22 protein-coding genes are annotated in these 24316 nt (G+C 69.6%); 9 read left to right on the forward strand and 13 right to left on the reverse strand.

Annotated elements, in window-relative coordinates; translation table 11 throughout:
- Nucleotides 1-410: 410 nt before the first annotated feature.
- Nucleotides 411-1493, reverse strand: a complete 1083-nt coding sequence (gene recA, locus ACT6QK_RS07700) for a recombinase RecA (RefSeq protein ID WP_444597239.1) — start codon at nt 1491-1493, stop codon at nt 411-413.
- A 218-nt stretch (nt 1494-1711) separates the two neighbouring features.
- Here recA and ACT6QK_RS07705 point away from each other — a divergent pair, with 218 nt between their 5' ends.
- Entirely contained in the window at nt 1712-2635 is a 924-nt protein-coding gene (locus ACT6QK_RS07705) for a hypothetical protein (protein ID WP_444597240.1), read from the forward strand.
- A 24-nt stretch (nt 2636-2659) separates the two neighbouring features.
- On the opposite strand, the gene ACT6QK_RS07710 is transcribed toward ACT6QK_RS07705, so the two are convergent.
- From ACT6QK_RS07710 to chpT, 4 genes are all read right to left on the reverse strand, one after another.
- Entirely contained in the window at nt 2660-4582 is a 1923-nt protein-coding gene (locus ACT6QK_RS07710; RefSeq protein WP_444597241.1) for a M20/M25/M40 family metallo-hydrolase, read from the reverse strand.
- Nucleotides 4583-4666: 84 nt separating this feature from the next.
- Nucleotides 4667-5446 carry a CheR family methyltransferase gene (locus tag ACT6QK_RS07715; RefSeq protein WP_444597242.1) on the reverse strand — a complete coding sequence of 260 codons (780 nt, stop codon included), beginning with the start codon at nt 5444-5446 and terminating at the stop codon, nt 4667-4669.
- 51 nt (nt 5447-5497) lie between these two features.
- Nucleotides 5498-5869, reverse strand: coding sequence for a response regulator (locus ACT6QK_RS07720; RefSeq protein WP_444597243.1), 372 nt, complete (start codon nt 5867-5869; stop codon nt 5498-5500).
- Nucleotides 5870-5958: 89 nt separating this feature from the next.
- Nucleotides 5959-6621, reverse strand: a complete 663-nt coding sequence (gene chpT / locus ACT6QK_RS07725) for a histidine phosphotransferase ChpT (protein WP_444597244.1) — start codon at nt 6619-6621, stop codon at nt 5959-5961.
- Between the two features lie 91 nt (nt 6622-6712).
- On the opposite strand from chpT, the gene cysQ reads away from it, so the two are divergent.
- Nucleotides 6713-7495 carry a 3'(2'),5'-bisphosphate nucleotidase CysQ gene (gene cysQ / locus ACT6QK_RS07730; RefSeq protein WP_444597245.1) on the forward strand — a complete coding sequence of 261 codons (783 nt, stop codon included), beginning with the start codon at nt 6713-6715 and terminating at the stop codon, nt 7493-7495.
- A 38-nt stretch (nt 7496-7533) separates the two neighbouring features.
- Here cysQ and ACT6QK_RS07735 read toward each other — a convergent pair whose 3' ends face one another.
- Nucleotides 7534-8817 carry a hypothetical protein gene (locus tag ACT6QK_RS07735; RefSeq protein ID WP_444597246.1) on the reverse strand — a complete coding sequence of 428 codons (1284 nt, stop codon included), beginning with the start codon at nt 8815-8817 and terminating at the stop codon, nt 7534-7536.
- 148 nt (nt 8818-8965) lie between these two features.
- Entirely contained in the window at nt 8966-9304 is a 339-nt protein-coding gene (locus ACT6QK_RS07740) for a hypothetical protein (RefSeq protein ID WP_444597247.1), read from the reverse strand.
- Between the two features lie 200 nt (nt 9305-9504).
- Between ACT6QK_RS07740 and ACT6QK_RS07745 the strand changes: the two genes are divergently transcribed.
- From ACT6QK_RS07745 to ACT6QK_RS07755, 3 genes are all read left to right on the forward strand, one after another.
- Entirely contained in the window at nt 9505-12099 is a 2595-nt protein-coding gene (locus tag ACT6QK_RS07745) for a TonB-dependent receptor (RefSeq protein ID WP_444597248.1), read from the forward strand.
- Between the two features lie 62 nt (nt 12100-12161).
- A complete protein-coding gene (locus ACT6QK_RS07750; RefSeq protein ID WP_444597249.1) occupies nt 12162-12986 on the forward strand; it encodes a hypothetical protein in 825 nt (274 codons plus the stop codon).
- Between the two features lie 199 nt (nt 12987-13185).
- Entirely contained in the window at nt 13186-13950 is a 765-nt protein-coding gene (locus ACT6QK_RS07755; protein WP_444597250.1) for an SDR family oxidoreductase, read from the forward strand.
- 6 nt (nt 13951-13956) lie between these two features.
- On the opposite strand, the gene ACT6QK_RS07760 is transcribed toward ACT6QK_RS07755, so the two are convergent.
- On the reverse strand, nt 13957-15603 hold the full coding sequence (locus ACT6QK_RS07760; RefSeq protein WP_444597251.1) for a peptide chain release factor 3: 1647 nt from the start codon (nt 15601-15603) through the stop codon (nt 13957-13959).
- 148 nt (nt 15604-15751) lie between these two features.
- Here ACT6QK_RS07760 and ACT6QK_RS07765 point away from each other — a divergent pair, with 148 nt between their 5' ends.
- Nucleotides 15752-16507, forward strand: coding sequence for an IPT/TIG domain-containing protein (locus tag ACT6QK_RS07765; RefSeq protein WP_444597252.1), 756 nt, complete (start codon nt 15752-15754; stop codon nt 16505-16507).
- A gap of 20 nt (nt 16508-16527) precedes the next feature.
- On the opposite strand, the gene ACT6QK_RS07770 is transcribed toward ACT6QK_RS07765, so the two are convergent.
- Nucleotides 16528-18057 carry a hypothetical protein gene (locus tag ACT6QK_RS07770; protein ID WP_444597253.1) on the reverse strand — a complete coding sequence of 510 codons (1530 nt, stop codon included), beginning with the start codon at nt 18055-18057 and terminating at the stop codon, nt 16528-16530.
- A 192-nt stretch (nt 18058-18249) separates the two neighbouring features.
- Here ACT6QK_RS07770 and ACT6QK_RS07775 point away from each other — a divergent pair, with 192 nt between their 5' ends.
- Entirely contained in the window at nt 18250-18408 is a 159-nt protein-coding gene (locus tag ACT6QK_RS07775; RefSeq protein WP_444597254.1) for a hypothetical protein, read from the forward strand.
- A gap of 9 nt (nt 18409-18417) precedes the next feature.
- Here ACT6QK_RS07775 and ACT6QK_RS07780 read toward each other — a convergent pair whose 3' ends face one another.
- The 3 genes from ACT6QK_RS07780 to ACT6QK_RS07790 all read right to left on the reverse strand — a co-directional run bounded on the left by ACT6QK_RS07780 (nt 18418) and on the right by ACT6QK_RS07790 (nt 20969).
- The gene (locus tag ACT6QK_RS07780) at nt 18418-19956 is read right to left on the reverse strand and encodes a hypothetical protein (RefSeq protein WP_444597255.1); all 1539 of its coding nucleotides are present in this window, start codon (nt 19954-19956) and stop codon (nt 18418-18420) included.
- 104 nt (nt 19957-20060) lie between these two features.
- Nucleotides 20061-20441: a hypothetical protein gene (locus ACT6QK_RS07785; protein ID WP_444597256.1), complete on the reverse strand. Its 381-nt coding sequence runs from the start codon at nt 20439-20441 to the stop codon at nt 20061-20063.
- A 183-nt stretch (nt 20442-20624) separates the two neighbouring features.
- The gene (locus ACT6QK_RS07790; RefSeq protein ID WP_444597257.1) at nt 20625-20969 is read right to left on the reverse strand and encodes a DUF1491 family protein; all 345 of its coding nucleotides are present in this window, start codon (nt 20967-20969) and stop codon (nt 20625-20627) included.
- A 136-nt stretch (nt 20970-21105) separates the two neighbouring features.
- Between ACT6QK_RS07790 and ACT6QK_RS07795 the strand changes: the two genes are divergently transcribed.
- Nucleotides 21106-21951, forward strand: coding sequence for a hypothetical protein (locus ACT6QK_RS07795; RefSeq protein ID WP_444597258.1), 846 nt, complete (start codon nt 21106-21108; stop codon nt 21949-21951).
- A 6-nt stretch (nt 21952-21957) separates the two neighbouring features.
- Here the strand turns inward: ACT6QK_RS07795 and ACT6QK_RS07800 are convergent, their stop codons facing one another.
- Nucleotides 21958-23670 (reverse strand): sensor histidine kinase, encoded by a 1713-nt coding sequence (locus ACT6QK_RS07800; RefSeq protein ID WP_444597259.1) that lies wholly within the window; start codon nt 23668-23670, stop codon nt 21958-21960.
- A gap of 172 nt (nt 23671-23842) precedes the next feature.
- On the opposite strand from ACT6QK_RS07800, the gene ACT6QK_RS07805 reads away from it, so the two are divergent.
- The gene (locus ACT6QK_RS07805) at nt 23843-24274 is read left to right on the forward strand and encodes a SufE family protein (protein WP_444597260.1); all 432 of its coding nucleotides are present in this window, start codon (nt 23843-23845) and stop codon (nt 24272-24274) included.
- The last annotated feature ends 42 nt before the right edge of the window (nt 24275-24316 follow it).

A 24316-nucleotide genomic window follows, 5' to 3' on the forward strand; every position in this document is an offset into this window, starting at 1 on the left:
CCGAGTGCACCTTCTCGTGGCCGTCGGCCGCGAAGAAGTCGAGATAGGTCGAACGGATCTGCTTGAGCGTGGTCATCGGATGATCTTCGTGGCGCGCGCGGTCGTGCAAGGCACGGAAAAACTATGGGGAACGGGCCTCATATAGGGGTTTCACGCCGGATGCATCCTCCGCAGCGAGGTTGGCGGCCTATCGACCAATGAAAAGCCCGCCCGACGCCAGGTCGGGCGCCAGAGAGGTCAATGAAAAGCCCGCCCGACGCGAGGTCGGGCGGGCGGCTCCCGCCGGGCGTCGGGGTCGGCGACGCATCGGCGGAAGTGTTCCAGGGCGCGGGGCCGTCATCGCGAGGACGCCGACCCCTGCCGATAGGGGAGGCTTTGCCGTGGAGGCCGGTTGTGGCCTTCGAGGGCGCCTAGCCTTCGAGGTCCTGGCCCTCGTCCGGTTCGGGCGTGCCCAGAAGCTCGTCGGCGATCTTGTTGGTCGAGGCGCGCACGGCCTTCTCGATCTGGTCGGCGATGTCGGGATTGGCCTTGAGGAAGTTGCGGACGTTCTCGCGGCCCTGACCGATGCGGGTCGAGTCATAGGAGAACCAGCTGCCCGACTTCTCGATGATGCCGGCCTTGACGCCCAGGTCGATGATCTCGCCCAGCTTGGAGATGCCCTCGCCGTACATGATGTCGAAGATGACCTCGCGGAACGGCGGGGCGACCTTGTTCTTGACCACCTTGACCCGGGTGGTGTTGCCGACGACCTCTTCGCGGTCCTTGATCGCGCCGGTGCGGCGGATGTCCAGACGGACCGAGGCGTAGAACTTCAGCGCATTGCCGCCCGTCGTCGTTTCCGGCGAGCCGTACATGACGCCGATCTTGTGACGGATCTGGTTGATGAACAGGACGATGCACTGCGTCTTGTTGATCGAGCCCGTCAGCTTGCGCAGGGCCTGGGACATCAGGCGGGCCTGAAGGCCGGGCAGGCTGTCGCCCATCTCGCCCTCGATCTCGGCGCGGGGCGTCAGGGCGGCGACACTATCGACCACCACGATGTCCACGGCGCCCGAACGCACCAGGGTGTCGACGATCTCCAGCGCCTGCTCGCCGTGATCGGGCTGGGAAACCAGCAGGTCGTCGAGATTGACGCCCAGCTTCTGGGCATAGGACGGATCCAGCGCGTGTTCGGCGTCCACGAAGGCGGCGACGCCGCCGGCCTTCTGGATCTCGGCCACGGTGTGCAGGGCCAGGGTGGTCTTGCCCGAGCTTTCCGGGCCGAACACCTCGATCACCCGGCCGCGCGGCAGGCCGCCGATGCCGAGCGCCATGTCCAGACCGAGCGATCCGGTCGAGACCGAGGGGATGACCTCCGCCACCCCGCCCTTGCCCAGTTTCATCACCGAGCCCTTGCCGAAGGCGCGGTCGATCTGGGCGATCGCCGCCTCCAGAGCGCGTTGCTTGTCGCCGTCTTCCTTGCCCACCAACTTCAATGCCGCCTGCGATGCCATCTTCTTCGTGTCCCTTGCCATGATTCCCGTCGACCCGCCGGAAAGGCTGGGAATGGTCCCGCCGTCCGCGTGAACAGATGTAGAACATGGTTTCGCGCGGTTGCCAATATGTTCTTTTCTGCGGCGGCATCGGCCTATGACCGGTCCTGACGTATCGGGCCAGCCGTTGATGGGTGGAGCCCCCCATGTCATGGTTCGTCGAGACGCGGAGCCGCCCCATGATCTCTCTGGTTCTGATCCTGCTGGCCGGGCAGACCGATCCGACATCGCCGACCTCGGTGGACGATGTCGTGGTGGAGGGCATACGGGACGCCGCGCGGGCCTATGTGGCTCAGACCATCCGCCCACGGCGCAGGGGACAGCCGGTGGCCCAGATCGCCCGGTGGTCTGCGCCGGTCTGTGTCCGCGTGATCGGCCCAGAGCGGGCGTCGGCGCGCGCGCTGGAGGTTGGGGTGATGCAGACCCTGAAATCGCTGGACGTACCGACGGCCGGCGCCCGCTGCACGCCCAACGCCGTGATCGCCGTCACTGACAGTCCGGCGGAGTTTTCGCAGCAGGTGGCGCGGCGACGCCGGTTTGCACTGTTCGCGAACGACGGCGCCTCAATGCAGGCTTTCGTCCAGCCGGGCCCGAAGATGCGCTGGATGCACCGGATCACCCAGGGCGGCGGTCCGGCGCCGGGATCGATGAGCCTGACCACGGACGCGCAGGGAAGCGAGCCGGGCGGCACGGCCACCCCGGCCGGCCGGACGATGTTCAGCGGCGGCGGCGCGGGCACGGTGATCGCCCTGCCCCAGTCGCGCATCGAACTGAGCACGGAGGCCCAGATCGACCGGGCGATGATCGTGATCGACACCCGGGTGGCCGAGGCCGCGCCGCGCCAGCCGCTGATCGACTATCTGGCCTATACGGTGGCGGTGGATCGGGCGGACGCGGACGACGGCAAGCGTGGCGGGGTGGCGTCCCTGATCGGGTCGGAGGGGCTGCGTGACCCCGCGGCCGTGCTGACCGATCAGGACGTCAGCTTCGTGCGCGCCCTTTATGAAAGCAACGATCGCCGCTCGGCCTCGATGCAGGGGGTGGACATCATCAACCGGATGGAGCGGCAGGCGCGGGAACGCGAGGCGCATCGGAACGAGTGAGCCCGCCGGGTTGAGAGCCCGACGTCAGGGCGCAGCGGCAGGCGGCGACGGCTCGGCGGCCTGGGCCCAGGCGGTGATGCCCGCCCCGGCGATCAGGGCCGCGACGGCGCAGGCGGCCAGGATGCGGGGCGCCGGTATCGTCCGACCCAGGGGATAGGCGAAGACGAGGGCCAGAAGCGCCAGCGGCGCGAGCACCCCCGGCATGTCCATGCCCACACCGAGAAAGACCGGATGGGCCAGATAGACGATCCAGCCGCCGCCGAGGACGGTCGCCACGGCCGGCGGGATCAGGGCGACCGGACCCTGCATCCGGGCGCTGATCAGGATGGACAGGGCCAGGGCCGTCGAGGCCAGAAGGGCGGGCCAGAGAAGGAGGAAGGCGGCCTCGGGCGACAGGGTCTGAACCGCTCCGCCCAGCAGGGCTGTAAGGGCGATCAGGCCGATCCAGCCGCCGCGCGTCGAGCGCGGCCCGCGCACCGTCCAGATCAGCAGCAGGGAGATGACCGCGCCGCCGACGACCGCATAGTCGATCCCGCCCAGGATCAGGGCGAACAGGGCGGCCAGAGCCGTCACGGCGCTGAGGGTGATGCGCCCGAATATCTGTCGTCCCGCCAGCAGGGCGAGGGCCACGGCCAGAACGACGAGCACGGCGCCCCCCTCCAGCCAGGGCAGGCGGCGCAACAGGGTATAGTAGGCCTCAGGGCTGTCGGCCCGGCTGGACAGGGGGCCGCCCAGCAGGCGGACGGCCTTGGTCAGGACGAGCCCGGTCGCGATCAGCCACAGACCATCGGCGGCGCCGCGCGCGACCTCGGTGAACTTCAGCTTCGTGGCGTGGCGGGCGCCCCAGTAGCCGAAGGCGGTCAGGGCCACAGCCAGGCCAAAGATCCACCAGCCGGTCGCCGGGGCGTGGCTGACGATGGTCCGCCCCATCAGGTCGGCATAGACCCGGCGCTCGCCGGCGACCGGCAGGACGGGCGTGCGGACCAGGGCGTCCACGGCCTCGAGCGCCTGCCCGCCGAGATGCTGAAGCGCGCCCTGATCGAGATTGTCTGGGGTGGCGTTGGCGGCGTGATACTGGTCCGGGCGGCCGATGAAGGCGAAGTTCAGCCCGGCCAGCCCCCGCTCGCGCGCCAGGGTGAAATCGGTGCCGTTGGGCATGTTCTCATAGACGACGACCGCGAGGGAGTTGGAGGTGGGTCCGCCCGGCGCGCGGGCCGAGGCGTCGGCGAACAGGTCGATGGTCTGGCGGTTGCCCGGGCCGGTCTCGAACATCATGGCCCGGCCGCCGCCGCCGCGCGCCTCCAGATTGACCACGGCGCCCAGACGTTCGCGCCAGGGGTGTTCGCTGAAGAAGGCGCGGGCGCCGTCGAGGTTGAGCTCCTCGCCGTCGGTCAGCAGGACGACGAGCGGTCGGCGGATCGGCCCGCGCGCCCGGATGGCCCGGACGGTCTCCAGCACGGCGGCGACGCCCGCGCTGTCGTCGGCGGCGCCCGGCGATTTCGGCGTGGTGTCGTAATGGGCCATCAGGAGGACGGCCGAAGCGCGCGGATCGGCGCCGGGGCCTGAGGCCGGCAGGACGCCGACGAGGTTGGTCAGGGGCGAGGACGGGTCCAGGCCCCAGCGCTCCATCCGACGCATGGCCTCGGGCGACAGCAGGCCGGTCTGGCGTTCGGGGTTCAGGCCCAGGGCCGCCATGCGGGCGAACAGGACATCCTGCACCCGCTGGTGTTCAGCCGATCCGATCGGGTGGGGCGCGCGGGCGATGGCGCGCACATCGGTCATGGCGCGGGCTGCGGAAAACCGGGCGGGATCGGCGCCGAGGCCGCGAGGGGTGGGGACCTGAAGGGCGAGGACGCCCAGAACAAGGGCGAGGGTCAGGGCGCCGACGAAGAGCACGACGGGCCAAAGCCGGCCCGGACTACGAGACTGCTCTGGCTGCATGGTCATCCCCCTGTCGAACCCGTCGGACTTTAGGGGGCGATGGCGGTGGGAGTCACGCGCCTTGGGACGGGCACGACGTCCGTCGGCAGGTCAGGCGGCGCGCGACAGGGAGGAGGGGGATTTGACGAACAGCCCCTTGCGCCCGTTGACCGGGCGGAAGGCGACGCTGTCGCTCTCCAGTCGCTCGTCTGTCCCGACGAACAGGCAGCCGTCATCCACCAGTCGCCGCTCCAGGGCCTCGATAACCGAAGCGCGGCGGGTCGGCTCCATGTCCTTGAGCACATGGCGGCAGAAGATGACGTCGTAGCGAGGGCCCTCGACGGGTTCGTCGAGCAGGTTGGCGCGCTGGAACTGGACCGCCTCGCGCAGTTCCGGGCGGGCGACCCAGTGATCGTCCTGGGGCTGGAACCAGCGCAGCATGGTCGAGGCCGACAGGCCGCGCTGGATCTCGAACCCGGTGTAGCTGCCGGCCCGGGCGCGCTCGATGGCGCGATGCGACAGGTCGGTGGCCGTGATTTCGACCTGGGCCCGGGCGTCCAGGGCGTCCATGGCCAGGGAATAGGCCTCCTGACCGCTGCCGCAACCGGCAGACCAGATGCGCACCAGGCCGCCGGGACGGGCGCGGCCGAGCGCGGGCAAAAGTTCACGCGAGAAGGACTCGAACGGGGTGCGGTCGCGGCGGAACCAGGTTTCGCTGTTCAGCAGGGCCTCGATCACCGACCAACCGAGGGAGGCGACCGGATGGGCCCAGAGCGAGTCCAGCATGGGCTGGACGCCGTCAAACCCCTCGCGACGCGCCACGGGCCCCAGACGATGTTCGGCCAGCTGCATCCGGTCCCGCGTCAGGCGGAAGCCCGCGCGGGTGGCCATCAGAGCCTGCAATCGTTCGAAATCCTCGGGGGTCATGGCGATCGTGGCCGGTCAGACGGCCCCCACCTCCGCGAACTTGGACTGGAGGATCTCGCCGTCGAACGGCTTCATCACATAGTCGTCGGCGCCGGCGGACAGGGCCTCGGCGATGCGCTCGGGCGAGGTCTCGACGGTGCAGAACAGGATCTTGGGCGCCTCCCCGCCGGGCAGGGCGCGCAGGCGCTGAAGGAAGGACAGGCCGTCCATCACCGGCATGTTCCAGTCCAGCAGCACGACGTCCGGCATGGCCGAGGCGCACCAGGCCAGGGCCTCGGCGCCGTCGGCGGCCTCGTCGACCTCGAAGCCCAGGCCCTCGACGATGCGACGGGCGACCTTGCGGATGATCCGGCTGTCGTCGACGATCAAGCAGGTCCTGGCGTCCAAGGATAAGGTCTCCGGCAGGCGGGAATCAGCCCGCGCCTCGGCCGCATTCTGGCAGGGCGGCGGTTAACGAGCCGTTGGCGCGACGGTTGTCAGCCCGGCAGGACGGCGGTCAGGACGACGCGGCCCTCCTCGACTTCGAGGTCCAGCCGGCCCCCGGCGTCGCGCGCGGTCAGCCACAGCCAGTAGGGCTGGATCCACTGGCCCGTGAGACCATCGGTCAGGCGATGACCGCGCAGGCCCGTCTCGGCCTCGGGTTTCAGCCGGGCTCGGGCGCCCTCGGCCACCCCGCGCAGGATGAGACCCTCAGCCGTCCGCTCGCCGGTGATGACCGCCGTGCCGCCGGAGGGCAGGGCGCCCACGGTCAGATAGGCCAGATTGATGAGGGTGCGGGCCTCGGGCTTGGCGAACGAAGGCTCGGACACCTGCCAGTCCATCGTCGCCCGGCCGCCCTTGACCAGGCCCTCGACCAGGCCCTGGAGTTCGGCGCCGGCGAAGCTCTCGCTGGTGGTGGCCGCGCCGAAGGCGACGCGGGCGAAATGGACCAGGGCCACCATCTTGGCCGCGCTCTGCGCCACCAGGTTCAGGGCGTCCTCGCGCATGTCCTGGGCCGTCGGATCGTTCATCAGATCCAGGCCCTGCATGATGGCGCCGGCCGGACTGATGAAGTCGTGGCACAGCTTGGCCGCGATGTAGGTGGCCAGTTCGGTCGGCTCGAACGGCAGGTCGGCGGCGGGAGGGACGACGTCGGTCATGGGCGCTCTTGGACGGGATCGGGCGAGAGATGCGGCAAACTGGCGTGATTTGCCGGTTCGCGAAACCGGGGATGTCGGCTATCGGAGCGCCATGAAGACCGACTCTCTCGCCCGCGACCTCGCCTCCGGCGCCCTGCACGACATCATCGCCGACATCGCCGAAGAGGCCGCCCGGGTGATCCTGCCCTACTGGCGGGCCGATGTGGCCGTCACGTCCAAGGCCGACGACAGCCCCGTGACCCTGGCGGACCAGCAGGCCGAGGCCCTGATCCTGGAGCGTCTGGCGGCCCGTTGGCCGGACATCCAGACCGTGGCCGAAGAGGCCGTCGCCGCCGACGGCGCGCCCGACGCCGCCCATGCGCGCTTCTGGTTGATCGACCCGCTGGACGGGACCAAGGGGTTCGTAGCGGGCAAGGAAAGTTTCACCGTCAATATCGCCCTGATCGAGGACGGTTATCCGGTGGCGGGCGTGGTCACGGCGCCGGCGACGGCGACGACCTATCGGCTGGGTCCCGACGGCGCCCAGAGGCGGGGCTTCGGCGAGGCCTGGCGGGTGATCAAGGTGCGCGAACGGCCTGCGGACGGCATCGCCCTGTTGAGCCACAGCGTCACCGACGCCGAGGCTGAGCGGCTGATGAACCAGCACGGCTGCACCCGCTGGCAGGGGGCGGATTCCTCGCTGAAGTTCTGCCTGATCGCCGAGGGCCGTTTCGACGCCTATCCGCGCACCGGCCCGACCCACGAATGGGATACGGCGGCCGGCCAAGCGGTGCTGGAGGCTGCGGGCGGCCGCGTGCTGGGATCGGACGGCCAGCGGCTGGCCTATGGCAAGCCGGGGTTCAGGAACGGGCCGTTCACCGCCTTGGGCGGCTGAACTCATCGGCGGCCGCGCTCCCGATGTGTCGCTTCGTCCTAGACGTTGATCGACCGCACCGGCATCAGGGCCTCGGCCGCTTCGGCCAGGTCGCTCACGCCGCGATCTCGCGCGATCTCCGCCGCCTCGAACAGGGCGAAGCCGGAGGTGGATTGCTCGGCGCGGCCGGTCAGGCGGGCGCTCGCGGCGTCGAGGCGGGCCAGGGCGATCTGATCCACGGCCCAATCCAGGTCTCCGGCGTCGCTGTTTTCTGCGGGGGCGGGCGCGCGGCGGACCACGCTCAGGCGACGCAGAATGGAGTCGCGCAGGGTCTGCAACAGGTCTCGATCGCGCGCGGTCTCTGCAGTGCGGGTCTCGGCCTCCAGCCTGCGGTCGCGGGCCAGGGCGCCGAGGATCAGCGACTGGCCGCCGCCGAGGGCCTCGGCCTGACGCAGGGTGGTCAGGGAGACCGCGCCGGGGGTGGCGGAACGCGCCAGCTGGATGGCGACCCAGTCGAGGGGGCTGTGATCCGGCGTGAACTGATCGGCGGCGCCCTCGAACAGCAGTTTCGCCTGGGCATGAGCCGCATCGTCGCGCGCCAGGGCTGCGAGGGCGGACAGGCCGGCGGCGCAGAGGGTCAGGGCGCGGGCCCGGGCCAGGGGTCGCCGGTCGGGATCGGCGGCCGAGACCAGACGGCGCAGTTCGCGCCCGGCCTGATCCAGAAGCGTTGCGTCACGACGCATGACCCCGGCTTCCAGCGCCAGGGCCGCGCGTTCCAGACGCAGCTCTTCGGAGGGCCCCGCACGGTCGGCCTCGACCACCTGAACCGCTGTGTCCATCAGGGCGGCGGCGCGCAGAAGGATGTCCGAGGTTCCCGCCAGCCGGGCCTGACGCAGGCGCAGGCGGGCGTGAAGGGCGGTCAGGGCCGCCGCCGTCGTCGGCCGCTGGGTCGTTGTCGCCTCGGGCGCGGTCCGGACCGCCAGGTCCAGGGTCGCCACCCCGCCGCAGAGGTCGAAGCGGGCCATCAGGCACAGGGCGGTCTCGATGTCGGCCCGCACGGTCTCGTCGGGCGTCCGCGCGGCGCGCCGGGCGTCGCCGGCGGCGGTGAAGGCGCGGTTCAAGCTGTCGGAGGCGCCGGTGCGACGGGCGTGCTCGCGCCACAGGATCGCGCCGCGTATCCAGCCGATGAAGGGCTTGGCGCAGGACACCCGTCCCGCATCGGTGCACTGGGTGCGGGCCTCGCGGGCCAGAAGCTCGGGACCGATCAGCTCCAGCCAGCCGAGATCCTCGGTGTCGGGCGCCGCTCCGAACAGCTTCTTCAGTTCCCTACCGAATTCGAACATTCGCCTCGCCAGCCTTTCGCCCGTCCCGGTTCGGGACCGATCGGACGATCCCGCTCCCTCTCCTGCAAACGCAGCGCCGTGCGCCGGGTTCGTCGAGGCCAGCACGGGGGCCAGCCGCCAGTCGCGGGGCCAACGGTCTGGCAGGCGCTCAGCCAAGGTCTGGCGTCCTCTGGCGACAACGGGTGAGGTCGGCGCGGGCCTCGGCGCTGCCTGCGTTCAGTTCGCGCACAGCCAGGATGCGCGCCCGAGCCTGGTCGGCGTCCGCGGCGGCGGGCGTCTTTCCCGCCGTGACCGCCGCCTGACCCGACGTCAGCGACCAGTAGAGGGCCGCGTCCGAGAGAGCCTTGCCCTCGGCGCTTTCGCCGCCCTCCAGTTCCGACGCCGCCTGGGTCACCCCGGCGCACCGCACCGTCTCGTCATAGGACATCAGCCGCGCCGGGCCGGGCGCGGTCTGAAGGATGACGAGCAGGGCGAGCGAGACCGACATGCCGGGCAGAGAACCATGCGGACGCGTCGGAAGGAAGGCGGTTCCGCGCCGGCACGCCCGCGCGCTGCGATCCAGTCGTCCGTGATCGGCGCAAGCGACGTCGGATCGTCGCCGAGAGTTCGTGAAACCGGCGCCGGACCATCAGCAGATCGTCGCGGACGCAGCCTACCGCCGCCCCCGTCATCTTGAGGGGGATACTCATGACCAACCGCAACCCGCGCCGCCTGCGCGCCGCCCTGCTTTTCGCCGCCACAGCGCTCACCCCGCTGGCCCTGCCGACCGCCGTCCTGGCCCAGGAGGCCGCTCAGGCCGACGAGGTCGAGGAGATCGTCGTCACCGGCCAACGCGAGGCCCAGCGCGCCGCCATCGCCGTCAAGCGGGCCGAGTTCGAGGTCATGGACGTCGTCTCGGCCGATGACATCGGCAAGCTGCCCGACCACAACACCGCCGGCGCCCTGCGCCGCATCCCCGGCATCTCGATCATGGAGGACCAGGGCGAGCCGCGCTGGCCGATCCTGCGTGGCCTGGGCTCGACCTACAACCGCACCACCATCGACGGCGCCGTCGTCGGCTCGGTCGACGCCAGCGCCCGCACCGTGCCCCTGGACATCGTGCCGTCGGTGATGGCCGGCCGCCTGGAGGTCATCAAGACGGTGACGCCCGAGAACGACGGCAACGCCATCGGGGGCGTCATCAACGTCAATACCCGCAGCGCCTTTGACCGGTCCGACGCCTTCCTCGACATGATCGCCTCCTACGGCGTCTACGAGCGCCAGGGCGACGTGCGCAACGACGAGCCCTCCTACCGGGCCGCCTTCGCCGCCGGCAGACGTTTCGGCGCCAACGGGGAATGGGGCGTGGTCGTCGGCGCGTCGCACGAACAGCTCGACTATGACATCGCCCAGGTCGAGGCCGCCGATCCGTCGGTCCGCGAATACACGTCGGCCGGCGCTCCGGTGAACTCGGGCGCCCCGACCGGCAACGGCATCCAGGTGCCAACCCAGGTCCGGCTGTTCTGGTACAACAACACCAAACAGCGCTCGGGCGTGAACGGCAAGCTGGAGTGGCGCCCCACGGACGCCTTCCGCTGGGAGGCCACCGGCCTGTGGGCCCGGATGGAGGATGACGAGGAGCGGATCGAATACCGCATCGAGCCCATCGGCAATGTCTCCAACCAGACCGCCACGACAGGAACCTTCGCCCAGGGCCGCAACACCATCCATGTCAACCAGCCGATCACCCAGCGCGAGATCGCGATGGCGCGCACCGGCTTCGCCTGGGACGTGAACGACCGCTGGGCTCTGGACGGCGACCTGGTCCATTCGCGCGCCGAACTGGAGACGCCGAACACCTCGATCGAGTTCAGGGGGCAGGGAACCAGCTTCGGCTTCAACTATGACACGTCCGACTTCTTCCCGATCTTCACCCAGGCCAACCAGGCCTTCGTGCGCAACCCGGCCAACTACAACCTGGTCCAGCAGCGGGAAGACCTCCTTAACACCGAGGAAGGCACGACCCAGGCCCGGCTGAACCTGGCCTTTGACGACGGCGGCGCCGAGCGGAACCTGAAGCTGAAGGTCGGCGGTCTGTATCGCGCGACCGAACGCGACTACGCCTCGACCCGCACCACCTATACGACCAGGACCGGCTTCACCTACACCTTGGCCCCCGTCGTGGGCGAGGCGCCGACCGAGCTGATCCAGGGCCGGTATCTGCTCAGCCCGCGCATCGACGTGAAGAAGGCGGCCGACTTCTTCGAGACCAACCGCGCCAACTTCAACGCCGTCGTCTCCAACACCAACGGCGACTATGAGGTGACCGAGGACATCGGCGCCGCCTATGGCCAGGGCAGCTATCGCGTCGGCGACTGGACCCTGCTGGCGGGGGTCCGGTACGAGCGGACCGACGTCGAGTCCACGGCCCTGCGCAACGGAACCACGCCGGTGTCCAACTCGGGCGGGTACGACAGCTGGATGCCCAGCGTCCACCTGCGCTGGGACGTGCGCGACGACATCGTCATGCGCGCCGCCTGGACCAACACCATCGGCCGTCCTGATTTCGGCTCGCTGACGGCCACTGAAAGCGTCAGCTTCGCCGCCGCCGTGCCGACCGTGTCGCGGGGCAATCCGGGCCTCAAGCCGCGCGAAAGCGAGGGCTTCGACCTGTCGTTCGAATACTATCCGGACGGCGGACTGGTCTCGGTGGCGGTGTTCCGCAAGTCGATCGAGAACGAGATCTTCACCCTGACCTCCAACCAGCGTCTGGACGTCGGCCGGGGCGTGGAGGACGTTCTGGTCTCGACGCCGCAGAACGCGGAGTCGGCCACGATCAACGGTCTGGAAGTCGCCGTGCAGAAGGAGCTGAGTTTCCTGCCGGCGCCGTTCGACGGCCTGGGCGTCAGCGCCAACGCCACCCTGCTGCAGACGGACTTCACCTTCCTGACGGCGGCGGGCCGCCGCGAAGCCAGTCTGTTCCAGCAGCCGGACCACACCCTGAACGCCGCCATCTGGTACCAGAAGGGACCGCTGGAGGCGCGGGTGTCCTACAACTACATCGGCGGCTTCCTGGAGACGATCAACGACTCCATCCCCAACGCCGACCAGTACTGGAAGGGTCGTCACCTGTATGACGCCTCGATCAGCTGGCGTCTTGGCAACGGCGTCACGATCTTCGCCGAGGGGCAGAACCTGAACGATGCGGGCCGCCGCGAGGTGACCGGCCCGGGCCGCACCTATCTGCAGGAATCGGCCGAGTACGGCCGGACCTTCTGGCTGGGCGTCAGCGCCAGCTTCTGATGAACTGACCCCGCATGGGGCCGCGTCTTCGGGTGCGGCCCCTTCTGTTTTCGGAGAGACCCATGCTCCCTTCGCTGCTCGCCGCCCTGGCCGTTCACGCCTCGGCCCAGACCCCCGCTGAGGCCCATGCGGCCCTGCCGTTGATTGAGCTGGCCGGGCGTGCGGAGACGACGCGCCGCTACGCCTCGGATGCGCGTCAGGGCGTGGCCGTGGGGCCCGACGACGTCTACGCCGTCTCCAACTGGACCATCGCCCGGCTGGACAAGACGACCGGCGAGGAAATGGCGCGCTGGACCGGCGACAGGGCGCGCTTTCCGCACATCAACTCCTGTACCCTGATTTCCGAAGAACTGGTCTGCGCCAGCTCCAACTTCCCCGGCGTGCCGCACGTCTCGACGGTGGAGGTGTTCGACCCCGCCGACCTGCGTCATCTGCGCAGCGTGGCCCTGGGCCTGGGCACGGGCTCGATCACCTGGGTCGAGCGGCACGACGGCTTCTGGTGGGCGATGTTCGCCAACTATGACGGTCGCGGCGGCGAGGCACCCCGGGATCACCGCCACACCACCCTGGTCAAGTTCGACGACCAATGGCGTCGGCTGGAAGCCTGGGCCCTGCCGCCGTCGATCCTGGAGCGGATCAAGCCGATGAGCATTTCCGGAGGCGGCTGGGGACCGGACGGTCGCCTCTATCTGACCGGCCACGACCTGCCGGAGCTCTATCTCGTCGCCCTCCCCATGGGCGGCGGGGTGCTGGACCATGTCGCCACCTATGGCGTCGAGGCCGAGGGTCAGGCGGTCGACTGGGACGAGAGCGAGCCCGGCATGCTGTACGGCATCACCCGCAGCACGCGTGAGATCCTGGCGATGCGGGTTCCGGTGGGGCGGTAGGTCCCGCCACAGGCCCTGTTAGTCGGCGGTCCCGCCGCGGGTCCGCATCTGTCGCGTCTGCGCCAGCCCCGGAGGATCGGCCATCGTGCGGGGCGGTGGATGAGTTCAAAAGCGACGTCCGATCATCGCCAGCCTCCCCGCGACCGATATGGCACCAGACGCCTGCGCGGGGTCGTCCTGCGGCAGCGAGGCAATCGATATGGCTATCCTGACCGGAAAGGTCGCCCTTGTCACCGGCGCCAGCAGCGGCATCGGCGAGGCGACGGCGAAGTTGTTCGCGCATGAAGGCGCCTGCGTCGTCGTTTCCGCGCGACGCTCCGCCGAGCTGGAGCGCGTTGTGGCCGAAATTGCGTCGGCGGGCGGTGAGGCGGTCGCCGTCGCCGGAGACGTCGCCGACGAGGCCTTGCACCAGACGTTGGTGGTGACCGCCGTGGAGCGGTTCGGCGGCCTGGACATCGCCCTCAACAATGCGGGGGCCATCGGGCTCAACGAACCGACGCCGGATATTGCGCTGGAGCGCTGGCGGGCGACCATCGAGACCAATCTGACCGGCGCCTTCTTGGGGGCGAAACACCAGATACCCGCCATGATCGCGCGCGGTGGCGGGTCGCTGATCTTCGTCTCGACCTTCGTCGGTCATACCGTCGGCATGCCCGGGATGGCGGCCTATGCAGCGGCCAAGGCCGGGGTTGTCGGCCTGTCCAAGGTGATCGCGGCCGAGTGGAGCGCCAAGGGCGTACGATGCAATGCTCTTTTGCCAGGCGGCACCGACACGCCGGCGGGCCGCGAGTTCGCCACCAGTCCCGAGATCATCGCCTTTGTCGAAGGAATGCACGCCATGAAGCGGATGGCGGCGCCGGAGGAGATTGCGCGAGCCGCCCTGTTCCTCGCGTCGGACGCCTCCAGCTTCATGACCGGAGCGGCCATGCTGGTGGACGGCGGCGTGTCGATCAACAAGACCTGACCGGGCCTATCCCCGCTCCTTCGTCTTCGAGAACCGGACTTTCGGGAATCGCTCCCCGACGTAGCCGGTTTCCCAGCTCGACTTGGCGAGGAAGACCGGGGACTGGTCGATGTCGACGGCCATCTGGGGGCGGTACTTGCCCATGAAGTCCTCGAGATCAGCCTTGTCGCCCAGGATCCACCGGGCCTCGGCGTAGGGGCTGTGTTCGAAGACGACGTCGAGGTTGTATTCCTCGCTCAGGCGGTCGGCCATGACCTCGAACTGAAGCTGGCCGACGGCGCCGACGATGAAGTCGCTGCCCAGTTCCGGGCGGAACAGCTGGGTGACGCCCTCCTCGGCCAGACCCTCCAGCGCCTTCTTCAGGTGCTTGGCCTTGAGCGGATCCTTGACCCGGACGCGCTGCAGGATCTCCGGGGCGAAGTTGGGCAGGCCGGCGAAGCGGATCAGGCCGCTCTCCGACAGGCTGTCGCCGACCCGCAGGATGCCGTGGTTGGGAATGCCGATCACGTCGCCGGCGAAGGCGTCCTCGGCCAGTTCGCGGTCCGAGGCGAAGAACATGATGGGGGCGTTCACCGACAACTGCTTACCGGTGTTCTGGACCTTCAGCTTCATGCCGCGTTTGAACGACCCGGACGCCATGCGGAACATGGCGATCCGGTCGCGGTGGTTGGGGTCCATGTTGGCCTGGACCTTGAAGACGAAGCCGGTGACCTCTTCCGATCCCGGCTCGACGGTCAGATCGACAGGTTCGGGGGCGTTGCGGGTCTCGGGCGGAGCCTCCTTGCGGGCCTTCATGACCTTGGGCGGCGGCGCCCAGTCGCCGATGGCCTTCAGCAGTTCCTCGATGCCGAAGTGGCGCAGGGCCGAGCCCCACAGCACCGGGGTCATGTGACCTTCGAGGAAGGACTGGCGGTCAAAGGCCGGATAGCCGCCCTCGACCAGTTCGGCGGCGTCGCGCAGCTCCTGCAGCTCGCCGGGCTCGAAATACCGGGCGGCGTCGTCCAAAGGCAGGGCTGCCGGATGTTCGGGGTCCTCGTCCGAGCCGGCGGCCTTGCGGGCGTAGGGCTGGAAGCGGCCGGTCCCGACCTCGACCATGCCGCGCAGACGATTGCCGCTCTGGGCCGGCCACCAGATCGGCGCCGGATCGAGCTGGAGCTGGGACGCGATCTGGTCCAGCAGCTCCATCGGATCGAGGGCCTCGCGGTCCAGTTTGTTGATGAAGGTGACGATCGGGATGTCGCGCAGGCGGCAGACCTCGAACAGCTTCAGCGTCTGCGGCTCGATACCCTTGGCGGCGTCCAGCACCATGATGGCGCAGTCGGCGGCCGTCAGGGTGCGATAGGTGTCTTCCGAGAAGTCCTCGTGGCCCGGGGTGTCCAGCAGGTTGAACATCTTGGCCACGCCGTCGGCTCCGGTGTGTTCGAAGGTCATGACCGAGGCGGTGACGGAGATGCCGCGCTCCTTCTCGATCTTCATCCAGTCGGATCGCGCCCGCCGGTTCTCGCCCCGCGCCTTGACCGCCCCGGCCGCGCGGATGGCTCCGCCAGCCAGCAGGATATGCTCGGTCAGGGTGGTCTTGCCCGCATCCGGGTGGGCGATGATGGCGAAGGTCCGGCGGCGGCCGGCCTCCTCGGCGACGGTGAGTTTCGACATGGCGCGGGCGTTAGCGCGGGCGCGCGGGAAAGTCGATTGCGCGGCCTGTGCAGCGGATAACGGGCCGGTGCGTCGTGTCACGAAACCCTGCCTTGAATTTTGAGCAAACCGCGTTCTACATGCGGTGTCGTTCTTTGGGGGAAGAGATATGCACAGGCTTCAATTTTCGGTGGCCGCGACGGTCGCGACCGCGCTGCTTTTCGCGGCAGGCCAGGCCGAGGCCCAGAGCACCTCCTGCGCGGCGATCAACAGCTTCTCCGGCGAATTTCTTCAGCCTACATCACTGGCCCCACAGACGACCGCCGCCGCCCTGGCCGCAGGTGAGTGGTATTCCCTCCGCGTGCGCTTTGACGCGCCGGGCGCGAACCTGTTTTCGATCGAGGTCGAGGAAGCCGGGCCGCCTGATCCCAACTTCAATGGCACGCTGACGACGGCGGGGCTGCTGACCTATCAGGTCGTGACCGGGGCCCAATCCGCGACCCGCAGTTCTCAGGGTTCGGCCTCCGACGCCTATCTCAAGCTCACCTGCCAGTTCGCCGCCGCCGCCGTCACCAGCCTGGCCGCCTCTAGCGGCCCGACGGCGGGAGGAACCTCGGTCGTCATCACCGGGACGAACCTGGGCGGGGCGACGGCCGTCAATTTCGGCGGCACGCCCGCAACCAGCTTTACTGTCGATAGCAACAGCCAGGTCACCGCCGTCAGCCCCGCCAGTGCGGCGGGCACCGTCGACGTCCAGGTTCTGGCCGCCAACGGGAACAGCGTGACCAGCGGGTCGGGCGACAACTTCACCTACAACGCCCCGCCGCCGATCCCGACCCTGACGGAATGGGCGATGATCCTGATGGGCGCGGTGCTGGCGGGGCTGGGCGCTCTGACCGTCCTGCGGCGTCGGCGCTTCGCCTGATCCAGACTGTCGGAGCAGGTTTAGCCCTGTTCCGGCGGCTCGCTGTCGGCCCCGGCTTCCGGCTCTGACGAGGCTTCGGAATCGGGCCGGAGTTGCTGCAGGCGCTGGCGGGCGCGGGCGGCGCCGGGGCCGCCGTGAGGGTCGTTGGCCAGGGGAATCAGCAGGGCGATCGCCGCCTCGTTCTGTCCGGCGCGGCTGAAGGCCTCGGCGGCCTCCCAGCGCACGGCGGCGACCTGGGGCGCCAGCTGCGCCGCCAGGGCCCAGGTGGCCAGGTCGTTGTCGTCGGGATAGCCCTCGGCCGTGCGGCGGCTGCGGCCCAGGGCCAGATAGATGCGGTAGTCGTTCGGATCAGCGTTCATGGCGCGGCCGAGAAAGGCGCGGGCCTGACGCTGCAGGCGGTCGCGGGTCTCCAGGTCGTTCGCCTGCCCGGCGGCGTCCGCCGCCCGCATGCGCAGTTTGGCCATCCAGCGCAGGGCCTCCTCGTCGGCGGGGTCGGCGGTCAGGACACCGGTCAGGGCGGCTTCCGACGCCGCGGCGTCGCCGAGCTGGAACTCGGCCTTGGCCAGGGTCATCCGGGCCAGGCGGTCCTCGGGCCAGCGGGCGGCTTCGCGCTGCACACGCGCCAGAACCTCGGCGTTGTCGGCGCCCCGCTGGGGGTAGTTCAGGCGGATATAGAGGGAAAACAGGGCGTCGGCTGAGGGCGGCAGGGTCTCGACCGTCATCTGAACCGGCGGCGACGGAGGCGTCGGATAGACGGCGTAGGGCATCGTGCCCATGCGATAGCGGCGCAGGGCGGTCTCCAGCTCCCGGGGCGTCATGCCGAGGGCGGGCTGGACGGCGTCAAGCGAACCGGCGCCACCCGCCACGGCGGCGAGATAGGCTTCGAGCTGTTTGAGGCGCGTCGGGTCGCTGAGCAGATAGTGGGTCAGGAGCCAGGACTGGGCGTAGAAGACCGCCATCTGTTCGCGGTTCGCCGACAGGGCGCGACGCGTCAGCATGGTCTCCAGCGGCATCCAGGCGAAGCGGTTCAGGACCGCGATCCGGTTGTCGTCGCGATAGCCGACCCGCGTCTCGCGCTCATCGACGCGGGCGGTCATGTAGTAGTTGGCCACGCCCTCTGTGAACCAGGCGGGGGCGGCGACGGGGAAGTTCTGCCGCATGACGTGGTGGACGTATTCGTGCAGCAGGATGTCCTCGTTCCCCTGGCGCGGCAGGGTCGCGTAGATGTCGTGCTCGGTGGAGGAATAGTAGCCGCCGGCGTTCTCGGGCACGCCGGGCCAGACGTCTTCCATGCCCTTGCGGCCATTGCTCAGGATGATGGTCAGCGGGCGAGGCGGGGCCGCGTCGGCCAGGCCGAAGGGCGCGCGGATCAGCCGGTCGAAGCGGTGCAGACGTTCGGTCCGCTCCCGCAGATCGGCCTCGCTCCCTTCGGAATAGATGACGAAGCGGTCGGTGGTGGCCTTGCGCCATTCGGCGAGGGCGGCGCCCGGCGCCGTCAGGCTGAAGAGGACGATCGTCAGGGCGAGGCAGCGGGTAATCAGGCGGATCATACTGGCGGTCCGTCGAAGCGATACAGGGAGATCAGACATGCGCGAACGCCAAAGGCATTCTGCAGCCCCCTTGTGACGAATGAATAACCCCTAGCCAACCGGGGATATTGGGTTCATCGTCGCAAGTGACGAGACGTCGGGCCACGCAGCCGGACGCCGTCGGGAATGGAAACGCGCGAAAGGAAGCCGCAGATGGCCCTGCTCGATCCCGCGGACCACGGGTCCGCCGCCCCCCGCACCTCGCAAGGCGAGGCGCCCACCAAACATCCGATGATCTGTCTCGCCGGCGGCTTCGGCTTCATCGTCGCGGCCGCCCTGGTGGTGCATCTGGTGTTCAACGCCCTCGTCTGAGGCGAAGGTTCAGCGCCCGGCGACGGCCGTGGCGGCGTCGTCCTCCGCATCTTCGGCGGGCTCGCCGTCAGTGGCCGGCTCCGCAGGGGCCGGCCGGCCCATGGTGCGTTCGATCAGGCTGCGCGCCGCCGCAGCGCCGCCGCCGCCGTGGGGGTCATTGAGCATGGGGGCCAGAGTGGCGAGGGCCTGGGCGCGACGGCCTTTCGCCATGAAGGCGGCGGCGGCGTTCAGACGTATGCCATCCAGTTGCGGCGCCAGGATCAGGGCCTGCTCCCAGATGTCCACGTCGTTGTCGTTGGGATAGCCCGGCTGGCCCTGGCGGGCGTAGGCCAGCAGATAGAGGGTCAGGTAGTTGGCGTCGTCGAGCGCATAGGCCTTGCGCAGATGGTCGGTCGCCGTTCGCCGCAGGGCGAGAGCATCGACGCCTTCCTCGCCCAGCCCGTCAAGAGCGGCCTGGGCGAGGAGTTGAAGGGCTTCCACGTCGTCGGGATGGTCTTCCACGAGAGTCGTAAGTCCGGCGACGCCGGCCGCCCGATCTCCGAGTTCGATCTCGGCGCGCGCCAGGGTCCGTCGGGCGAGGGGATCGGCCCCGTGCGTCGCCGCCAGACGCCTCACCTCGGCGAGCGTCTCGTCCTCGTGCTCGGCCCGCACCCCGACCTTGAGCCTCTGGCTCAGGAGCAGCATGTCGTCCGCCGAGGCGGGAAGGCTGGTGATCGTGACCTCAGGCCGGGCGAAGGTGTGGGTGAAGCCCGTGATCTGCAGATTGCCGCCCATGACATAGCCGCGCAGTAGGCGTTCGAACTGAGGCAGGGGCATGCCGGTCGCCCGTTCCATCGCCTGGACCGGATCCTGGCCGCGTGCGGTTTCCGACATGTAGCGGGCCAGCGCCTGTTTGCGGGCGGGATTGCTCACGAACCAGTGGGTCACCAGCCAGGCCAGGGGGTAGTAGGTCTCCTGTTTCGTGGCGACCTGGTAGGGGGACTTTGTCAGAAGCTCCGAGAGCGGCAGCCAGTCGGGGCCGTTGGTCAGCCAAAGGGTGCGGCCTTCGGTGAACTTGCCCAGAACCACGCGATTGCCCTGCAATTCGGCAGTCATATAGTATTCGGCGAAGCCCTCGATGAACCAGGATGGATAGTTGAAGGTCGAGTTCTGCATCATGAAATGGTGCGCATACTCATGCAGCAGGGTGTGGTCCTCGCCCCGCGTGCGGATGGCGATGGCGAAGATGTCGTCGGTCTGGGCCATGTAGAGACCGGCGATGCGCGGATCGACGCCGGGCCTCAGCCGCTCGATCCCGGATTGGCGCCCGACCAGATAGATCGGCAGCTTGCGCGCGGGCACGGCGTCGACCGGCAGATTGAACTGGGTGCGCAGTACGCGGTCGAAGGTTTCCAGCTTCACCGCGTATTCGCGCAGCGTGCGTTCGTCGCCGTCGCTGTAGAGGATGAAGCGTTCGCTCTCGGCCCGCAGCCAGCGAGCCTCGGCCACACCCGGCGCAGTCAGGACGAGGGCCGCGACGAGGCCGACAAAGCTGAACAGAGCGCGCATAGGTTCCTCCTCGGACGGAGGCATACTGGCGCGGGAATCCGGATCGCGCGACCCCTTTTGAGAGCGAGGCGTGCGTCCGAACGACCCGCGGGCCGCCCCGGCCCTCAGGCCGCCATGCGGTTCCAGACGGCGCGGTCGGCGGCGACGGGGGTCAGGGCGCCCAGGTGGTCGGAGGCGTTGAGCTGGTGCATCACCGCCTCGGGCAGGGCGCAGAAGCGGGGCTCGACCAGTTCGGGGGCGCAACCCTTGGCGGGTGCGGCGAACAGGGCGGCGTTCACCTCCGGGCTGCGGTCAGCGATCAGCCAGGCCAGACGGCGGGCGCGTTCGGGATCGGTCCGGTGCAGCAGGGGCTCCTCGGCGAAGAGTTCGCAGCCCAGCTCCAGCACATAGTCGATGTCCAGCTTCTCGAACCGGCGCGCATCGACGGCCGAGACCCGGCAGGCCTCGTCGAGATCGAAGACGACGTCGTTGAGAAGGAAGAGCATGGACAAACCCCACTGGCGTCGACCGGGATCAGCCGACATCGCCAATCTATCGCGGGGCGCTTGAGGTCCGGTTCACGAACGCAGTTAAGGATTTATGGCTTTGAAGGGAGGTGCGAGGGGCTAGGTTTGAGGTTCGAGAAAGGCCTCGACTGGATGCAACACCGACGTCTTCGCCCCTCGAACCTATTCCCTCGAACCTGACCCCTCGACCTTCTCGGTGATGAAGTGCCGGCCCTGGCGGTCCTCGATCTCCACGACCCAGAGGTCGGGGTCGTAGCCGCGCTGACGCTCGATATAGGCGTCGATCTCGCTCTCGGCGTCGCTCTTCACCGGCTGGATCCACAGCCGGTCGCCGTCGGGACCGAAGGCCTCCGTATAGACACGCGCGCGACGTTCGGAGGTGTCCCAGATCTTGACCAGGACGGTCCCGGCCCGGTCGTCGCCGCGTTTGACGACGGTGGCGAAGGCGCCGCCGATCTCGGCGCGGCGGATCAGGGCGCCGACCCACAGGTCTGAGTTCAGAAGCAAATCGGTAACCCTGCTCGGAAACGGGACCGGAACCACAAGGCCCTAGTGTCGGGGAATGATGATAGGCCATTCGCCTCGATCCGTCCCGACCGAACCGCACCGCAGGGCGGGGCGCGGCGCGGTCGCGACCTGGGTCATGGCCGGCGCCCTGATGGCGCCCGCCGTTCCGGCCGGCGCGACGCCCGAGGCGCAGGCCGCGGTGACGAAGACCTTCTATGAGCGCAGCGTGGTGGTGGCGGCGGACGCCCGCTGTCGCCTATTCACGCCCCAGGTCACGGCGGCGCTCAAGGCCTCGACCCTGCAGGCGCGCGGGGCTGCGGCGCGGGCCGGGGCCGATGACACGAGCCTGATCGAGGCGGGTCTGAAGGCCCAGTCGCTCGCCGACCGCACCTCCTGCGCCGATCCCGATCTGGCGACGATCCGCGAGCGGGTGACGCAAGCCTATTCCGGCTGGACCCGGCTGCGACAGATGGAGTTTCCGGGCGAGCGCGCCGGCTGGACCGCCGACCGCACGACCTTCACCGACCCGGCCTGGCGGCTGGTGCAGACGGGAGCTTCAGGCGGCGCTTCGGTCGATTTCGGCCTGGTCGCGGGCGGGGGCGCGCTGGACGAGGTCGCGGCCGTGGTCTCCTTCCCCGGCAAGTCGCGGCCCTATGCGGCGCGGATCGTCATGCGGGACGCCGACCGGCTGGCGCGGCCCTGGCTGATCGACGGCGCGGCGGCCCTGCCGCCCGAAACCGGTCGCCAGACCCTCTATGCGGGCGCCAGCTGCGAGGCCGCGCCGACCCTGCTGGCCGAGGGACGCAAACAGGGCGAGGTCTGGACCTTCGGGGCCGACGCGGCCGAGCGGCTGGCGGCGCTGGATCCGCGCGAGCCCTTCGTGATCGAATTCCTGTTCCGCGACGACAGCGTGGCCCGCGCCCGGTTCGAGGTCGGCGACCTGGCCGCCGGCCGGGCCTTCACCGCGATGGGCAGCCTCTAGCCGCCGTCAGCCGCCGCCGTCGCCGGCGGCGGGGCGCAGGGGGATGATCTCCGCGCTGGTTTCCAGCGGCAGGGATTTCTGGATCGCCACCACCGGCAGCCGCACCGTCACGGCCGTGCCCTCGCCCAGGGTGCTGTCCACCGTCATCCGCCCGCCGTGCAGCTCCGACAGGGAGCGCACCAGCGACAGGCCGAGGCCGGTCCCCTGCGCCCTCTGTTCGGCCCCGCCGGCCTGCTCGAACGGACGGCCGAGGCGCTTGAGATCCTCGGGCGCGATCCCGACGCCGGTGTCGGCCACGACCAGTTCCAGATAGGGGCCGACGGCCTCCAGAGCAGCGGTCACCGATCCGCCCGCAGGGGTGAACTTGATGGCGTTGGACAACAGGTTCAGGGCGATCTGCTGCAGGGCGCGACGGTCGGCATCGACATTGACCGGATCGGGCGGGAGGACGGCCGAGAGGACCACGCCCTTGTCGGTCGCCGCCAGCCGGACCAGGGCGACGGCGGCCGAGATCGCCTCACGCGCATCGATCCGTTCCAGCGACAGCTCGTAGCGCTCGGCCTCGATCTTGGACACGTCCAGAACGTCGTTGATGAGGGCCAGCAGGTGTCCGCCCGCCTGGTGGATCGAGTCGGCGTATTCCGCATAGCGCTCGGGCAGGGGGCCGAACAGCCGCGTGCGCATGATGTCCGAAAAGCCGATGACGGCGTTCAGCGGGGTGCGCAGTTCATGGCTCATATTGGCCAGGAAGCGGGTCTTGCCCTCGCTGCGGGCCTCGGCCTCGGCCCGGGCGGTGTCCAGTCCGTGTTCGCGGGCGAACTGGGCGGTGCCGTCGAACGCCTGGGCGATCAGGCGGTTCGCATCCAGCCGGCGCACCACCAGATTGACCCGGCGATCCAGGGCCTGACGCGGGGCGAAGGCGATCTGGACCGGCTCGGCGTCAGCCTCCGCCCGGACCGCGCGGTCCAGGGCGGCGAGCAAATGGGGCCGGTCCGGGGCGTGGACGGCGGCGATCAGGCCCTGATCGGCCAGCTCCGTCGGGTCGAAGGCCGGCGGGGCCTTGCCGTGGATCGTCAGCACGCGACCCGAGGGCGTCAGGACCAGGGTTAGGCCCGGCTGGCCGTCCAGCAGGGTCTCCAGCCGATGGCGCGCCGCGACGGCTTCGCCCAGAGCGCGCTCGCGCGGCCACCAGGTCCAGATCAGGGCCGAAGCGAAGGCGACTGCGCCGATCAGGCCGCTGCCCGCCGCCAGGATGGGCGTGGACGGCGGCGGGCCCCCCAGACCGACCGAAACGACGCCCACCAGGACGGAGACGCCGACGGAGATCAGACCGGCCAGGGCGCCGTTCAGGCCCCACCTCCAGCCGCCCAGCATCAGCCCGGCCGAGACCGGCAAAATCAGCAGGCCCCCCAGAGGTCCGGTCAGACCTCCCGAGAGGGCCGAGGCCGAGGTCGCCGCCAGGCACCAGCCGCCGAGCGCCAGCACCCGGTCGCGATGCCGGTCGGAAATCATCAGCAGCAGGCCCAGCAGGCCCGGAGCGGTCATCAGCACAAGGGCCGCCTTGGTCGGCAGGCCGGCCGACTGGTCCATCACCCCGCCCACGCCCTGGGCCACGAGCGCCAGAACGGCCGCCGCGAAGGCGCAGCCGCCGTGCCACAGGGCCAGGCGACGCTGCTCGGGCGTACGGCTCAGGAGGGGGGCGGCGGTCAGGGCGGGCAATCGGCGGCTGGTGCGGGAAGGGCTGGAAAATTCGGTCAGGCGGCGGATAGAGTCGAGATGGACATTAGACGGGCTGTGACGCGGGCGCGAGACGGCTCCCGCACGAGGCGACTCGCACCGGATATGGGGCCGGCGGTTGTCGCCCCGCGCCGACCGGCCTATCCAGCCGCCCATGACCGTTTCACCCGCCGCCTCCATCGACGCCGTCCTGAACGACCTGGCCGAGGACTTCGATCTGTTCGACGATTGGGAGGACCGGATCGCCTATGTCATCGACATGGGCAAGGACCTGCCGCCCCTGCCGGAGGCGGACCGGGTCGAGGCCAACAAGGTGCCCGGCTGCGCCGCCCAGGTCTGGCTGGCGCATGAGGCGCGCGACGGACGGCTGGTCTTCCGCGCCGATTCCGACAGCGCCATCTCCAAGGGCAACGTCGCCCTGCTGCTGCGGCTCTATTCCGGGCGGACTCCGGCCGAGATCCTGGCCTTCGACGCCAGGGCCGCGCTGGATCGGCTGGGCCTGCCCCAGGCCCTGACGCGCCAGCGGGCCAACGGGCTGAACGCCATGGTCGGCCGCATCCGGCAGGAGGCTCTGGCGGCGGGTTAGGCCTGTTTCGTCGCGCGCTGCGGCGGGTTGGTCGTATCGGCT

The sequence above is a fragment of the Brevundimonas sp. genome, assembly GCF_052436175.1.
Classification (GTDB): Bacteria; Pseudomonadota; Alphaproteobacteria; order Caulobacterales; family Caulobacteraceae; genus Brevundimonas.

What these genes read in the sequence shown, in the direction of transcription:
- recA (WP_444597239.1), bottom strand. Translation starts at nt 1,493, where the DNA reads ATGGCATCGCAGGCGGCATTGAAGTTGGTGGGCAAGGAAGACGGCGAC.
- ACT6QK_RS07785 (WP_444597256.1), bottom strand. Translation starts at nt 20,441, where the DNA reads ATGCTCTTCCTTCTCAACGACGTCGTCTTCGATCTCGACGAGGCCTGC.
- ACT6QK_RS07705 (WP_444597240.1), top strand. Translation starts at nt 1,712, where the DNA reads ATGATCTCTCTGGTTCTGATCCTGCTGGCCGGGCAGACCGATCCGACA.
- chpT (WP_444597244.1), bottom strand. Translation starts at nt 6,621, where the DNA reads ATGACCGACGTCGTCCCTCCCGCCGCCGACCTGCCGTTCGAGCCGACC.
- ACT6QK_RS07750 (WP_444597249.1), top strand. Translation starts at nt 12,162, where the DNA reads ATGCTCCCTTCGCTGCTCGCCGCCCTGGCCGTTCACGCCTCGGCCCAG.
- ACT6QK_RS07740 (WP_444597247.1), bottom strand. Translation starts at nt 9,304, where the DNA reads ATGTCGGTCTCGCTCGCCCTGCTCGTCATCCTTCAGACCGCGCCCGGC.
- ACT6QK_RS07795 (WP_444597258.1), top strand. Translation starts at nt 21,106, where the DNA reads ATGGCCGGCGCCCTGATGGCGCCCGCCGTTCCGGCCGGCGCGACGCCC.
- ACT6QK_RS07780 (WP_444597255.1), bottom strand. Translation starts at nt 19,956, where the DNA reads ATGCGCGCTCTGTTCAGCTTTGTCGGCCTCGTCGCGGCCCTCGTCCTG.
- ACT6QK_RS07755 (WP_444597250.1), top strand. Translation starts at nt 13,186, where the DNA reads ATGGCTATCCTGACCGGAAAGGTCGCCCTTGTCACCGGCGCCAGCAGC.
- ACT6QK_RS07770 (WP_444597253.1), bottom strand. Translation starts at nt 18,057, where the DNA reads ATGATCCGCCTGATTACCCGCTGCCTCGCCCTGACGATCGTCCTCTTC.
- ACT6QK_RS07775 (WP_444597254.1), top strand. Translation starts at nt 18,250, where the DNA reads ATGGCCCTGCTCGATCCCGCGGACCACGGGTCCGCCGCCCCCCGCACC.
- ACT6QK_RS07735 (WP_444597246.1), bottom strand. Translation starts at nt 8,817, where the DNA reads ATGTTCGAATTCGGTAGGGAACTGAAGAAGCTGTTCGGAGCGGCGCCC.
- ACT6QK_RS07745 (WP_444597248.1), top strand. Translation starts at nt 9,505, where the DNA reads ATGACCAACCGCAACCCGCGCCGCCTGCGCGCCGCCCTGCTTTTCGCC.
- ACT6QK_RS07710 (WP_444597241.1), bottom strand. Translation starts at nt 4,582, where the DNA reads ATGACCATGCAGCCAGAGCAGTCTCGTAGTCCGGGCCGGCTTTGGCCC.
- ACT6QK_RS07805 (WP_444597260.1), top strand. Translation starts at nt 23,843, where the DNA reads ATGACCGTTTCACCCGCCGCCTCCATCGACGCCGTCCTGAACGACCTG.
- cysQ (WP_444597245.1), top strand. Translation starts at nt 6,713, where the DNA reads ATGAAGACCGACTCTCTCGCCCGCGACCTCGCCTCCGGCGCCCTGCAC.
- ACT6QK_RS07765 (WP_444597252.1), top strand. Translation starts at nt 15,752, where the DNA reads ATGCACAGGCTTCAATTTTCGGTGGCCGCGACGGTCGCGACCGCGCTG.
- ACT6QK_RS07715 (WP_444597242.1), bottom strand. Translation starts at nt 5,446, where the DNA reads ATGGCCACCCGCGCGGGCTTCCGCCTGACGCGGGACCGGATGCAGCTG.
- ACT6QK_RS07760 (WP_444597251.1), bottom strand. Translation starts at nt 15,603, where the DNA reads ATGTCGAAACTCACCGTCGCCGAGGAGGCCGGCCGCCGCCGGACCTTC.